Below are 13226 nucleotides of genomic sequence, written 5' to 3'. Positions count from 1 at the left end.
GTCACGACCGCGGTTGCCCTGCTCTGGGCCATGGCCGCCGCCGGTCTGACCTACGCGATCAGCATGGTCGCGGTCACTCCGGGTGTAGTGAGCCGGTTTCGGGACGCCACTTCGGGTTCGACCGCGGCGGAGAATTACGTCACGGTGATCTGGCTGGTCGGGGCGCTGGCCCCGGTTCTGGCCCTGCTGTTCGTAGCCCTTTTCGTCGTCCTCGGCGCCGCTCTGCGCCGGGGCAGCCGCTCGGCCCGCCTGATCGCGGTGGGCGTGTGCGCGCTCGGTCTGGTGACCGGGTTGGGGACGTTGGGCATTCTGGCCGTTCAGCGGGCCGGTGACCCGGTGTCCGGCTCGATCGCGGAGGCGCTTGATCAGGCGTACCCGTCCGGCTGGATCACGCTGAACTTCGCGGTGGCGATTGCTCAGGTGGTGGGTTACCTCGTGGTGGGAGCGCTTCTCATGGTGGCGCCGCGAGAATATTTCGCGAGCGCGCCGGCCTTTTTGGCACCCGGCCAATTCGTGGCACCGCCGAGCCAGTCGGAGTGGGCTGCCCCACAAACGAAGCCTTTTGTTACCGGCGGGTCCGAACCCGATCAGTTCTCACATCCGGCGGTTCTGCCGAAGTCGGCGCCCGGCCAGGAAGACGAGTACTGGTCACGACCGCACGAGTGAGCGGTTCCGTATCGACGACTGTGGGTCACTCGAACGGGTACGGTCCGTTTCTGGCGGTGTCACTCGATCGGCTGTCCGGATAGATCGAGATCGGCCGTACGGTGCGTGTTTCCACCCCGTACGGACAAAGGTCATTCCGTCGGTTCACAGCCTCTTCACAGCGCACCTACCAGGTGATCCCGAGCATGGCGCGGGTAACCTTCGGGCATTACCTGCTTTGAGCAGCGTCTATGGTCCGAGGATGGGGCGAGACCGACCGGGGGATCGGTAAAGGTTCTTTACAGAGCCGGGCAAAGCCGTGCGTCAATAGTTCCGTTCCGCCCTGGCGGGGCGAAAGATTCCGGTTTTTGTACAGCCAGTACGCTCGATGTCATGGAAGCACGGCACGACCTGGGTAAATTCATCACTGAATTGTCCGTCGCGCAGCGTGGCGTCGTGCTTTCATCGGGTCGTGGGGTGTGCGGCGAACTGATGATCGCGCAGTGTGGCGTGATGGTCTCGACGCGTTCCGTGCTGAGCCATCGTCCGAGATCGGTGGCTCGAAAGAATCGACGAATTCGCAATGTGGCCGTGCTCACCCCGAGAGCGGGGATCGAGACCTCGACACGGATGGGTAGCGACCAGATGGCGACTGAGGCGTTGCAGGAGGCAGAGACCGAAGTCGTCGTTGCACGATCGGTGGACCCGATGAGGGTGTCGGGTTGGCCGTCTCGGCGATCGATGTCGGCCTTACGGCCTGAAAGTTAGCCGGTTCGTTCCTGCTGACATGCAGGAGAATCGATGCAGTTGGTGGAAGGATGGAGATCGTGGGAACTGCGTTGGCGGAAATGACGATGCCTCAGATCTCGCCGCTTGCCGGCGAGCCAATTGAACGCGCTGACGCTGAGCGCCTGGCGGGAGTGCTGAAGGCGCTCGCCGACCCGGCCCGGCTAAGGCTGCTCAGCCTCATTCAGTCCGCAACGGACGGTGAGGCGTGCGTCTGCGACCTGACGGCCCCCCTGGGCCTTTCGCAGCCCACTGTTAGTCACCACCTTCGGATCCTCACCGAGGCTGGTCTGCTCGAGCGGGAGAAGCGGGGTGTGTGGGCGTACTACCGGCTGGTGCCGACCGCAATCGCCACCATCGCCGACCTGCTCACCCCGCCGCGGAAGCGGGCCACGAAGAAGGCCCGCTGAAGCGCGACCGGGTAATGCCTGGCGTCACTGAATTTATGGGGGCGTGACGCCAGGCGGAGGACCCCGGCCCCGCGACGGCCGGCGGACCTGAGGAGGAACGGGTGAACTACGTCCCCGGTGACCTGCGTGACCAGCTCGCTCATGTGGGTTACGACGTGGTGCAGGCGGGCCTCGTGTGTGGATCGGGCGGCAATCTCTCCGCCCGCATTCCCGGCGAGGACGCCATCTGGGTGACCGCGAGCGGATCATGGCTGGATCGGCTCAGCCGCAACACCTTCGCACCGGTCCGGATCGCCGACGGGGGCCCGGCCGTGGTCGGGAGTGTCCTGCCGCCACGGATCGAGCCGACCAGTGAAGTGGCACTGCACCTCGCGCTCTACCGGGCGAGGGCGGACGTGAACGCCGTGGTGCATCTGCACCCGCAGACAGCGTTGTTGCTGGACGCGCTCGGCGAACGCATCCGGATCGTGACCACCGATCACGCCTTCTACCTGCGGCGGGTGTCCACCGTGCCGTTCCGGCTGCCGGGCACCACCGAGCTGGCCGCCCTGACCGCCGCGATGGCCGCCGACGGCACCAACTGCCTGGTGCTCAGTCAGCACGGCTGCGTGGTGATGGGTGACTCCGTCGAACTCGCCCACAAGCGGGCCCGCAACCTGGAGGAAGCGGCTTCGCTGACGTACCGGGCGCTGTCGGCGGGCCGGCTGGACGACCTGCGGGAGTGCCCGGAGGAGTTCCTGGAGAGACTGTCCGGGTCCACCAGCGTCACGGTGTAGACGAAAGCCGAGAAGCCGGCACGGCGTGGACGAAGCCGAGAAGCCGGCAGGGCGTGGACGAAGCCGAGAAGCCGGCACGGTGTAGGCGGATACGACAAGCGGTGTAGGCGGATACGAGAAAAGGCCGGCCCGAGGGCCGGCCTTTCGTGTCTCCCGGGTCAGTCCCGCGACGGCCACTCCTGCTGCGGCTGCTGCTGGCCGTACTCCTGCTGGGGCCACTGCTGCTGCGGCGGGTAGCTCTGCGGGGTCGGCTGGTGCCCCTGCTGCGGGTAGGCCGGCTGCTGCGGCTGCCCGTAGACGTTGCCCTGCCGCTGCGGTTGCTGCGGCTGCGGCTGGGGCTGCTGGCCGTAGACACCCGGCTGCTGCGGGGCCTGCCCGTAGACACCGGACTGTTGCTGCTGCGGCTGCCCGTAGTCACCGGCCCGGTGGAAGGTGGTCGCCTCGTCGTACCGCTCCTGCTGGTTCTGGTTCTGGTGGTGCGGGTGGAACTCCTCGTGGACGGCGTCGGCCACCCCGGCCGGGCTCGCGATGGCGACGGCGCCCAGCGACTCGGCGACACCCGGCCCGGTGAGCGTGCCGTTCTTCTTCGCCTTGCGCTCGCGCAGGAGCTCGATCCCGATCGGCAGCACCGAGATCAGCACGATCAGGACGACCACCGGCAGGATGTAGCGGTCGATCTTGTCGCCGATGGCGGCGTAGATCTGCTCGGCCAGCAGGTAGCCGAGCAGGATGATGCCGTCGGTCCACAGGATGGCGCCGACCACGTTCCAGAGGAAGAACTGCTTGGCCGGCATGCCGAGGGTGCCGGCGACCGGGTTGAGGAACGTCCGCACGATCGGGATGAAGCGGGCCAGCACCACGGCCTTGGCCGGGCCGAACTTCTCGAAGTAGTACTCCGCCTTCTCGACGTACTCCTTCTTGAAGAGCTTCGACTCCGGCTTGTCGAACATCCGGCGCCCGTACTTCGCACCCAGCCAGTGGCCGAGCTGCGCGCCGATGATGGCGCAGAGCGGCGCGCCGATCAGCAGGCCGACGATGGAGAGCTGAGCACCCTCACCGAAGATCGAGTTGGCCACCTCGGAGGCCGCGACACCCGCCAGGAACAACAGGGAGTCACCGGGGAAGAAGAAGCCGACCAGCAGGCCGGTCTCGGCGAAGAGGATGGCCAGGACACCCGGCAACCCGAAGGCCGAGAGCAGGTCCTTCGGGTCCAACGGGTTGAGAGCTAGCTGCTCGACGAGCGCTTGAGGGTCCACGAGGAGCCAGGGTACCGGCCCGGAAAGGGCCGGTACCTGAATGAATGCTGTGTACTCCGGGAAGTAACCCGGCGGTCACAGACGGGGGTCGACCGGCTCCGACTCGGCGGCCAGGATCGCGAAGACCAGTTCGTGCACCCGCCAGGCCGGGGCGCCCTCGGCCAGCCGGTCCAGCGCGGCCAGGCCCAGTCCGTGCTCACGCAACGCCAGCGCCCGCTTGCGGCCCAGATTGCGCTGCCGAAGTCGGTCCAACTGCTCGGGACGGGTGTATTCCGGACCGTAGATGATCCGCAGGTACTCCCGGCCACGGCATTTCACACCCGGCTGCACGAGACGCCCGTCACGGCCCGTCCCACCCAGCCCGATCCACGGCTTGACCACCATGCCCTCGCCGCCGGCCCCGGTCAGGGCGAGCCACCACTCGGTCGCGGCGGCCTCCGCGGCCGGATCGGCCAGGTCGACGATCATCCGCCGGGTCGGCGTGAACAGCTGAGGGTCGGCCGACACGAGCCGGTCGGCCAGCGCCAGATGCCAGCCGTGATCCTTCCCGGCGTACGACATCCCGGAACCGGCCAGGAACGCGAACGGGGCCAGGGTGACCCCGTCCAGCCCGTCGGTCGGCTTCACGTACGCCCGGTACGCCGCCGAGAAGCCGTCGATCTCGGTGGACCGCTGGGTCAGGCGCTCCCGCAGCCCGGTGACGTCGAGCCCGCGCCCGGCCACCTGCTCCAACACCGACAGGGCGGCCGGCAGCGCGGCCCGGCCGGCGGCGCCCACCGCGGCGTACTGATCGCGGATCAGGCTGCCCGCCTTGACCGACCAGGGCAGCAGCTCGGCATCGATCAGCAGCCAGTCGGTCTCCAGCTCGGCGAGGATCGGGGCGGCGGCGGCCCGCACCCGGTCCAGCAGCGGCCCGGTCATCTCGGGGCCGAAGAACGGGCGGCCGGTCCGGGTCCAGATCGCGTCACCCTCGCCGGAGGCGGAGATCCGCACCACGGCCCGCGAGCCCATGTGCTTCTCCTCGCACACCACCCGGTCCACCCCGGCGGCCCGCAGGTCGGCGAAGGCCGTCGACGGGTGCTCCAGATAACCGTCCACGGTCGAGCTGCTGCACGGGGCCATCGTCGGCGGCAGCCACACCAGGGTCTCCGGGTCGACCGAGAACCGGCCCATCACCTCCAGCGCCGCGGCCGCGTTCTCGGCCGGGACCGTGGTCCGCCCGTACCCGAAATCGATGTGTCGCCGTCCGATGACGTCCGCGATGTCCAGACCCTGCTCGGGACGCTCCGGCGTGGTGAAGATCGGCCGGACCGGCTCGTAGTACTCCTTCGCCGCCGGGACCGCGACCAGCTCGCGCGACGGCCAGCGCAGCGCGGTGAGGGCGCCGCCGAAGACGCAGCCGGTGTCCAGACAGATGGTGTTGTTGATCCACTCCGGGGTGGGGGTGGGCACGTGGCCGTAGACGACGGCGGCGGAACCGCGGTACTCCCGGGCCCACGGGTAGCGGACCGGCAGCCCGTACTCGTCGGTCTCGCCCGTCGTCTCGCCGTACAGCGCGAAGCTGCGCACCCGGCCGGAGGCCCGCCCGTGGTACGCCTCCTTGAGCCCGGCGTGCGCCACCACCAGCTTGCCGTCGTCCAGCACGTAGTGGCTGACCAGGCCGTCGATGAAGGTGCGCACCTCGGCGACGAACTCGTCCGGCTCGGCCGCCAGCTGCTCCAAGGTCTCCGGAAGACCATGGGTCAGCTGTACGTTGCGCCCGTTCAGCTTGCGGGCCAGCTTCTGCTCGTGGTTGCCCGGCACACAGATCGCGTGGCCGGCCGCGACCATGCCCATCACCAGGCGCAGCACACCCGGCGAGTCCGGCCCGCGGTCGACCAGGTCGCCGACGAAGACGGCCTTCCTGCCCTGGTCGGGGTGAACGGCGTCCACCGGCCGGCCCGACTCGTCCCGGACGATCTCCCAGCCCAGCGTGCCCAGCAGCGACTCCAGCTCGGCCCGGCAACCGTGCACGTCACCGATGATGTCGAACGGCCCGTGCTCGTCCCTGCGGTCGTTGAACAGCTTCTCGTAGCGGATCTCGGCCGCCGAGATCTCGTCCACCCCGCGCAGCACGTGGATCTTGCGGAAGCCCTCCTTGGCCAGCTGCCCGATGGATCGCCGCAGGTCCCGGCTCATCCGGGAGAGGACACGACGGTCGAACGTACGATCCGGGCGGGCCTCGGTCCGTTCCCAGGCCACCGACTCGGGTACGTCCAGCACGATCGCCACCGGCAGCACGTCGTGCTCACGGGCCGTCTTGACCAGCCCGGCCCGGGCGTGCGCCTGCAGGTTGGTGGCGTCCACCACGGTCAGCCGCCCGGCCGCCAGCCGCTTGCCGGCCACGTAGTGCAGCACCTCGAAGGCGTCCGCGGAGGCCGACTGGTCGTTCTCGTCGTCGGCGACCAGACCGCGGAAGAAGTCCGAGGAGAGCACCTGGGTCGACTTCCAGTGCTGCCCGGCGAAGGTGGACTTGCCGGAGCCGGAAATGCCGACCAGGGCGACGAGCGACAGCTCGGGAACGTCGATGATCATGCGGACACCACCTTGAACAGAGCGAGCTGGGTCGGAGCGCCGGTGGTCTCGTCGGCCTCACCGACACCACGGACCGTGACGGTGTAGCCGTACCTCTCCGCGGTCGCGGTGGCCCATCGGGCGAACTCGGCCCGGGTCCACTCGAAGCGATGGTCCGAGTGGCGCATCCCGGTCAGGCCCTCGTAGTGCACGTTGTACTCGACGTTCGGCGTGGTGACGATCACCGCGCCGGGCTTGGCGTGACCGAAGACGGCCGCCTCCAGCGCGGGCAGCCGGGGCAGGTCGACGTGCTCGATGACCTCCATCAGCACCGCCGCGTCGAAACCGCGCAGCCGGTCGTCCCGGTAGGTGAGCGCGGTCTGGATCAGCTTGATCCGGTCCTTCTGCCGCTCCGGCAGCCGGTCCAGGTGCAGCTTGCGTTCGGCCTGCTCCAGCGAGCGGGTGGCCACGTCGGCGCCCACGATCTCGGTCAGGTTCCGGTCCTTGACCAGGGCGGTCAGCAGAGCGCCGGCGCCACAGCCCAGGTCGAGCACCCGGGCCGCGCCGACCTCGGTGATCGCGGCCAGCACCGCCTCCCGGCGCTGTTCGGCCAGCGGCGCCCGGCGGGGCACCGGCAGCTCGGCCTCCTCCTCGGTGGCCGGCGGCAGGTCCGCCTCCAGCATCTGCAGCGCGGTGGTGGCCAGCGACCGGCGGTGCGCCAGGTAGCGCCGGGCGATCAGCACCTTCTCCGGGTGCCCGGCCAGCCAGCCCTCGCCGGAGCGCAGCAGCTTCTCGATCTCGTCCGGGGCGACCCAGTAGTGCTTGTTGTCGTCCAGCACCGGGAGCAGCACGTACAGGTGGTTGAGGGCGTCGGCGACCCGCAGCTCGCCGGTCAGCGTCAGATCCACGTACCGGCTGCCGCCGCCGAGCTCCGCCTCGAACGGGATCGGGGTGGCGGTCACCGCCCAGCCGAGCGGCGCGAACAGACGGGTCACCAGGTCGGTGGTGCCGCGCAGCACCGGAACCCGGACCTCCAGCGGGATCGCGGTCGCGGCCAGCTCCGGCCGGTCCTTCGAGGCGCCGCGGAGGGCGCTGCGGAAGACCTTCGCCAGGGCACTGGCCAGCAGGCTGGAGGCAGCGTACGGCCGGTCGTTGACGTACTGGCTCAGCTCGAAGGCGTCCCGCTGCGCTCGTAGCCGCTGAGGATCCACGTCCAGCATCAGCGCGGCGGTGCACCGTTCGTCGGTCGCCTCGGGGTACATGACGTACGCCGTACCGGTCGGAACGTCGAACGAGTGCACCTTTCCGGGATGCTTGACCAGCAGGTATCCCAGATCGGTCGCAGGCTTGCGAGTGGTCGTCAGTGTGAGCAGCACGGGTAGAGCGTGTCAGTGCTCCACAAATCCGGCGATCGAATTCCGCGCTCAGCGGTACTCGTCGTCGAACTCCACTTCCCGGTTCTCCTCGTCGGCGGCGGGGGCCGGGTCGTCGTCCTGCCAGCCGCGCACCGTGGCCGCCTGCTCGGCCGCGTCGGCCTCAGGCGTCTCCAGATCGATCTCCACCGGATTCGTCACGCCACGCTCCTTCCGTCCGTAGCCGCTTCCTCTTCATGGTGCGGCTTCCCCGCCCCGGAGGGCTCCCAAACCGGTATCCCCCGGACTTCTCGCCGTGATCCGGATCCGGATTTCGGGGTGATTTCAGTTACGCACCGCGACTGCGGAATACTGCCTGCAGGAGGACAGTGCGGTCCTGCCCTCTGCCGCCCGCGTGTGTCAATGAGCAAGGAGCGCATCCGATGCCTATCGCTTCCCCCGAGGTCTACGCCGAGATGATCGATCGCGCCAAGGCCGGCGCGTTCGCCTACCCGGCGATCAACGTGACGTCCTCGCAGACCCTCAACGCGGCCCTGCAGGGCTTCGCCGAGGCCGGCAGCGACGGCATCATCCAGATCTCCACCGGTGGCGCGGAGTACGTCTCCGGCCCCACCATCAAGGACAAGGTCGTCGGCGCCGTCGCGCTGGCCGAGTTCGCCCACCACGTCGCGAAGCAGTACTCGATCAACGTGGCGCTGCACACCGACCACTGCCCGAAGAACCACCTCGACGGGTTCGTCCGTCCGCTGATCGACGTCTCGGCGGAGCGGGTCGCCCGGGGTCAGGCCCCGCTGTTCCAGTCGCACATGTGGGACGGCTCGGCCGTGCCGCTGGACGAGAACCTGCAGATCGCCGAGGAGCTGCTGGCGAAGACCGCGGCTGCCAAGATCATCCTCGAGATCGAGGTCGGCGTCGTCGGTGGCGAGGAGGACGGCGTCTCCGCCGCGATCGACGACAAGCTCTACTCCACCGTCGAGGACGGCCTGGCCACCGCTGCCGCCCTGGGCCTGGGTGAGAAGGGCCGCTACCTGACCGCCCTCACCTTCGGCAACGTGCACGGCGTCTACAAGCCGGGCAACGTCAAGCTCCGCCCGGAGATCCTGAAGGAGATCCAGGACGCGATCGGCGCGAAGTACGGCAAGGACAAGCCGCTCGACCTGGTCTTCCACGGTGGTTCCGGCTCGCTGCTGTCGGAGATCCACGGCGCCCTGGACTACGGCGTGGTGAAGATGAACATCGACACCGACACGCAGTACGCGTTCTCCCGCCCGGTCGCCGACCACTTCTTCAAGAACTACGACGGTGTTCTGAAGATCGACGGCGAGGTCGGCAACAAGAAGGCGTACGACCCCCGCGCCTGGGGCAAGCAGGCCGAGAACGGTCTCGCCAAGCGGGTCGTCGAGGCCGCGCAGCACCTCCGTTCGGCGGGTACGTCCCTCGGGAAGTAATCACTGAATCGACGACAGCGGCCGGTCCCTTTTGTAGGGACCGGCCGCTGTTGTGTTGCGGGGTGACACAGCGGCACGGGTACCATCGACCGATCAAGATCGGCAAGGCGGTGGACGTGCTCGTGATCGAGGGCTGGAAACCCGAGTGGCATCACGATGCCGAAGATCTCGCGGCCACCCATCGACACATGTTCGTCCGGCTCATCGGGCGCAAACTGCGATCGAGCCATCTCATGTGGGACGTGGCCGAGCGGGGCTGGTTCGCCGACGGCCCGGTGATCCTCGACTTCGGACCGAGCAGAGTGGAGATCACCCACCGTAAGTTCGACGAGTGCGCGATCACCTGGGACCAGATCGACATGGCCAGGCCGATCGATCTGTACGAGCACTTCGACTGGCGCTCCGACCCGCACGCCGCACTGCGCAACGCCCGGGGCCGGCAGCTCCGGGCGGTCAACATCATCGAGCGGACCACCGCGGCCGACTGGCGTCCCCGGGTGCTGCACGCCGTCGAGTTCCTGTTCGACGGCGCGCGCCTCGCGATCTACAACGCGATGGACGAGAACGGCCTCACCGACGTCCCCGAGACCGACCTGCCCGCGGCCCACTGGCGCCGCGTGCACGTCGCCTAGCTGCCGCCGCCCCCGCCTCCGTCACCACCACCGCCGCCTCCACCACCGTCGCCTCCCCAACCGGAGCCGCCCCCGCTGTCGCCGCCGCCCCACCAGGAATTGCCGCTGTGGTGATGGTCGGAGGACGAGGATCCGTCGTGGGTGGTGCCGTCCGAGGTGTAGTAGGCGGAGCCGCTGCTGTTGCTGCGGTGACCGCGCTTGCGATAGGAGTAGTTGGTGGGGCGGCTCCGCATCTTCCCGAACACCACCATTCCGACCAGTAGAGCAGCGACGATGATGATGACCACGGCGATATCCATGGATGCAGTGTGAGGTAGCTGCACAACTACTGAGAGAGAGCGGCCACCGCCTCGTCCAGGGAGTCGGTGACGACCACCAGACCGGACTGGTCCCCGTGCGGCGACCGGGCCAGCAACGACCGCAGCAGGTCCGCCACCGGCAGACCCGACCAGTGCTCGGTGCCGAGGAAGACGTAGGCCCCGGACGGCCCGTCGGTCACGTAGAACGTCTTCGTCGCCGCCTGGAAGATCTCCTGCACGGTGCCGGCCCAGCCCGGCGCGAAGACGATCCCGCCGCGGGCCAGGCGCAGGATCGAATCCTCCCGGACCGCGTTGGAGAAGTACTTGCCGATCTGACCGGCGAACAGGTTGGCCGGCTCGTGACCGTAGAGCCAGGTCGGCAGGGCCAGCCCGCCGTGCCGCAGCCGCCCGGCCACGTCGAGATCGGCCAGCGGGTAGCTCCGCCGTACCGAAAGGGCCGTCGCGGTGTAGGGGTCGTGGTCCATGAAGTGCGGCGCCACCGACAGCAGATCGATCGCGTCGCCCAGCTCCGCGGCGGTCCGGGACGCGAAGTAGGCGCCCAGGTTGGCCGCCTCCATCACCCCGGGACCGCCGCCGGTCACGATCAGCCGATCACTCGCGGCCAGCCGCTGCGCCAGAGAGGCAGCCATCCGGTACGGGTCCGAGCCCCGTGCCGCCGCATGCCCGCCCATGATCCCGATCGCCCCACCGGGACCGTGCGCGTGTGCCCACTCGTTGAGCGCCTTGCCGAGCGCGTTGTCGATCCCGGCGTCGTGCAGCCGCTGCGACAACGCCTCACGGATGTCCGGGACCGCACCGCCGTGCGCCACGAAATGCTGATAGACCAGCGTGTCGAACATCCCGGCGAAACCGTGCCCGGCGAAACCGGCGGACAGGTCCTCGGGTGTGTAGAGCAGCGCCGGATGGGTCGGGTAGGGCCGCTCGTCGAACGGCGGGATCACGTGGGCGCCCCGGCGGATCAGGTCGATCTCCGCCTCCGGGCCGGCCAGATGACAGCCGACGAACATGGTCTCCCGTACGTCCACACCGGTCAGGTCCGGCGGATCCCGGTCCAGGCGCAGGCCCAGGACGCAGAGGCCGGCCAAGGTGTTCTTGGCCAGGTGCACGTCCAGTTCGGCACGGGTTTCGATCTCGTCGGCGGTCGCGTCGAACGGCGCGTCCCCACCGAGCACTGGTTGCAAGGGATCGGGCATGAAGTCCATCTTGCTCTCGGAAGGCGAGTCGTTGACGTACTCCCTAGAGTTGACCGCATGCGAGCTGCGTCGGGTTCACTTTTCGGGTTGGCGTACGGGGACTCCCTCGGAAAACCGACCGAGTTCCAGGAGTACGCGGCGATCGTCGCGCGGTACGGCCCGGGTGGCCCGCGAGTGCTGGTCGGTGAACCGGCGCTGGTGACCGACGACACCCAGATGGCGCTGGCGGTCGGCGAGGCCCTGTTCGAGGTGGGCCGGATCACCCCGGCGGCCTTCGAGCCGGTGCTGCGCCGCCGCTTCCTGGAGTGGGCGGCCAGCCCGGAGAACGACCGGGCTCCCGGCATGACCTGCCTGCGCGCCTGCGCCGCCCTCGCCGACGGCCGCCCGTGGACCCGGGCCACCCAGACCGGTTCGAAGGGGTGCGGCGCCAACATGCGGGTCACCCCGGTCGGGTTGAAGCCGGGGCTGACCGAGGACGAGCGGGCCGGCGCGGCACAGCTGCAGGCCGCCCTGACCCACGGCCACCCGACCGGCCTGGCGGCAAGCGAGCTAACCGCGTGGGCGGTGTATTTGCTGGCCGGCGGCCTGGCCCCGGCCGACCTGCTGGCCGCACTCCGGGAGCGCTGCTCCGAACAGCGCAAGGTCTACCGCGGCGACTGGCTCGGCGACCTGTGGCAGCAGCCCACGGTCACCTCGCCGGAGGAGTTCATCGCCCGGGGGTGGGACGAGACCGCCGCCGCCCTGGACCGGGTCGCCGACGCGCTGGCCTCCGGTGACCACACCGGCGACCCCTGCCTGGCCACCGGCGCCGGCTGGATCGCCGAGGAGGCGCTGGCCACCGCCCTCTACGTCTACCTGCAGTCCCCCGACGAGCCGGTGGCCGTCGTCGGCCGGGGCGCGGCCTCCTCCGGCGACTCCGACTCGATCGCCTGCCTGGCCGGCGCGTTCGCGGGGGCGTCGCTGGGCCTGTCGGCGTGGCCGGCCGACTGGCAGACCCAGATCGAGTACTCCGACCGCCTGTTCAAACTGGGCATGGCCTGGGACTGACGTCCAGCCCTCGACCCGACCCGACCCGACCCCGACCTGGCCCCGACCCGACCTGGCCCCGACCCGACCCGACCCGGCCCCGACCCGACCTGGCCCGGGCCCGACCCGGCCCGACCTGGCGCCGACCCGACCCGGCCCCGACCTAGATTCCGGGATCGAAGCCGATTCCGGGGATCGGTGGTTCCTGGGCTGGTCCCAGGACTGATCCTGGGCCCGGGCCGGGGGAAACGCGGCCCGCGGCGGAATGAACCCCGCCCGGCCGGGTTGAATGAGGGCATGCAGAACCTCCTTCCCGGGCCGCCGCCCACTCGACTGCCCGCCGACGCCGCCGCCGACAAGGCGCTCGCCGAGGCCGCCGCCGCGGGTGGCGGTGCGGCCTTCAAGGCGGTCGCCGCCGACTACCCGTCCTACAGCGCCGCGTGGGCGCCGCTCGCCGTCGCCGCCCTGGCCGACGGCGAGACGATCACCGCCTACGCCTTCGCCCGCACCGGTTACCACCGCGGTCTGGACGCGCTCCGCCGCAACGGGTGGAAGGGCCACGGCCCGATCCCGTGGGAGCACGAGCCCAACCAGGGTTTCCTGCGCTGCCTGCACGTCCTGTCCCAGGCTGCCGCCGCGATCGGTGAGGCGGACGAAGCGGCCCGCTGTGCCGAGTTCCTCCGCGACAGTGACCCGGCCGCGGCCGACGCCCTGAGCTGACGACATCGCCGGTGGCGGGGTCTCCCGCCACCGGCACACCCCGGTCGACGGTGAAGGCCGGCACACCCCGGCTGGCGGTGAAAGCCGG

The 13226-nt window shown here is 69.6% G+C and carries 14 protein-coding genes; 8 read left to right on the top strand and 6 right to left on the bottom strand.

Annotation, left to right across the window (positions count from 1 at the left end; translation table 11 throughout):
• Nucleotides 1–30: 30 nt before the first annotated feature.
• The 4 genes from Aco03nite_RS35455 (at nucleotide 31) to Aco03nite_RS35440 (ending at nucleotide 2617) form a co-directional block, all read left to right on the top strand.
• Nucleotides 31–666: a hypothetical protein gene (locus Aco03nite_RS35455; protein ID WP_203803707.1), complete on the top strand. Its 636-nt coding sequence runs from the start codon at nucleotides 31–33 to the stop codon at nucleotides 664–666.
• A 372-nt stretch (nucleotides 667–1038) separates the two neighbouring features.
• Nucleotides 1039–1413 (top strand): hypothetical protein, encoded by a 375-nt coding sequence (locus Aco03nite_RS35450; RefSeq protein WP_203803704.1) that lies wholly within the window; start codon nucleotides 1039–1041, stop codon nucleotides 1411–1413.
• Nucleotides 1414–1463: 50 nt separating this feature from the next.
• Nucleotides 1464–1841 (top strand): ArsR/SmtB family transcription factor, encoded by a 378-nt coding sequence (locus tag Aco03nite_RS35445; protein ID WP_014440216.1) that lies wholly within the window; start codon nucleotides 1464–1466, stop codon nucleotides 1839–1841.
• A 101-nt stretch (nucleotides 1842–1942) separates the two neighbouring features.
• Complete coding sequence (locus Aco03nite_RS35440) at nucleotides 1943–2617, top strand: class II aldolase/adducin family protein (RefSeq protein ID WP_203803701.1); 675 nt, start codon at nucleotides 1943–1945, stop codon at nucleotides 2615–2617.
• Nucleotides 2618–2775: 158 nt separating this feature from the next.
• On the opposite strand, the gene Aco03nite_RS35435 is transcribed toward Aco03nite_RS35440, so the two are convergent.
• From Aco03nite_RS35435 to Aco03nite_RS35420, 4 genes are all read right to left on the bottom strand, one after another.
• The gene (locus Aco03nite_RS35435) at nucleotides 2776–3873 is read right to left on the bottom strand and encodes a DedA family protein (protein ID WP_203803698.1); all 1098 of its coding nucleotides are present in this window, start codon (nucleotides 3871–3873) and stop codon (nucleotides 2776–2778) included.
• A gap of 75 nt (nucleotides 3874–3948) precedes the next feature.
• Nucleotides 3949–6447, bottom strand: a complete 2499-nt coding sequence (locus Aco03nite_RS35430) for a polynucleotide kinase-phosphatase (protein ID WP_203803687.1) — start codon at nucleotides 6445–6447, stop codon at nucleotides 3949–3951.
• Nucleotides 6444–7802, bottom strand: a complete 1359-nt coding sequence (locus tag Aco03nite_RS35425; protein ID WP_203803673.1) for a 3' terminal RNA ribose 2'-O-methyltransferase Hen1 — start codon at nucleotides 7800–7802, stop codon at nucleotides 6444–6446. The genes Aco03nite_RS35430 and Aco03nite_RS35425 overlap by 4 nt, the downstream gene beginning before the upstream one ends.
• Nucleotides 7803–7850: 48 nt before the next feature.
• Nucleotides 7851–8000 (bottom strand): hypothetical protein, encoded by a 150-nt coding sequence (locus Aco03nite_RS35420; RefSeq protein WP_203803663.1) that lies wholly within the window; start codon nucleotides 7998–8000, stop codon nucleotides 7851–7853.
• 221 nt (nucleotides 8001–8221) lie between these two features.
• Between Aco03nite_RS35420 and fbaA the strand changes: the two genes are divergently transcribed.
• A complete protein-coding gene (gene fbaA, locus Aco03nite_RS35415; RefSeq protein WP_203803660.1) occupies nucleotides 8222–9247 on the top strand; it encodes a class II fructose-bisphosphate aldolase in 1026 nt (341 codons plus the stop codon).
• A gap of 62 nt (nucleotides 9248–9309) precedes the next feature.
• A complete protein-coding gene (locus Aco03nite_RS35410; RefSeq protein WP_239145713.1) occupies nucleotides 9310–9879 on the top strand; it encodes a hypothetical protein in 570 nt (189 codons plus the stop codon).
• Here the strand turns inward: Aco03nite_RS35410 and Aco03nite_RS54270 are convergent.
• On the bottom strand, nucleotides 9876–10178 hold the full coding sequence (locus Aco03nite_RS54270; RefSeq protein ID WP_275415933.1) for a hypothetical protein: 303 nt from the start codon (nucleotides 10176–10178) through the stop codon (nucleotides 9876–9878). The two genes, Aco03nite_RS35410 and Aco03nite_RS54270, sit on opposite strands and share 4 nt — an antisense overlap.
• Before the next feature lie 26 nt (nucleotides 10179–10204).
• On the bottom strand, nucleotides 10205–11392 hold the full coding sequence (locus tag Aco03nite_RS35400) for an LOG family protein (protein ID WP_203803658.1): 1188 nt from the start codon (nucleotides 11390–11392) through the stop codon (nucleotides 10205–10207).
• 57 nt (nucleotides 11393–11449) lie between these two features.
• On the opposite strand from Aco03nite_RS35400, the gene Aco03nite_RS35395 reads away from it, so the two are divergent.
• Both Aco03nite_RS35395 and Aco03nite_RS35390 read left to right on the top strand, forming a co-directional pair.
• Nucleotides 11450–12439 (top strand): ADP-ribosylglycohydrolase family protein, encoded by a 990-nt coding sequence (locus Aco03nite_RS35395; protein WP_203803656.1) that lies wholly within the window; start codon nucleotides 11450–11452, stop codon nucleotides 12437–12439.
• Between the two features lie 276 nt (nucleotides 12440–12715).
• Nucleotides 12716–13138: a DUF3151 domain-containing protein gene (locus Aco03nite_RS35390; RefSeq protein WP_203803654.1), complete on the top strand. Its 423-nt coding sequence runs from the start codon at nucleotides 12716–12718 to the stop codon at nucleotides 13136–13138.
• Nucleotides 13139–13226: the final 88 nt, after the last annotated feature.

Origin of the sequence: Actinoplanes couchii (genome assembly GCF_016862075.1) — a bacterium.
GTDB lineage: Bacteria > Actinomycetota > Actinomycetes > Mycobacteriales > Micromonosporaceae > Actinoplanes > Actinoplanes couchii.
This window is presented reverse-complemented; position numbering and strand designations above follow the sequence as displayed.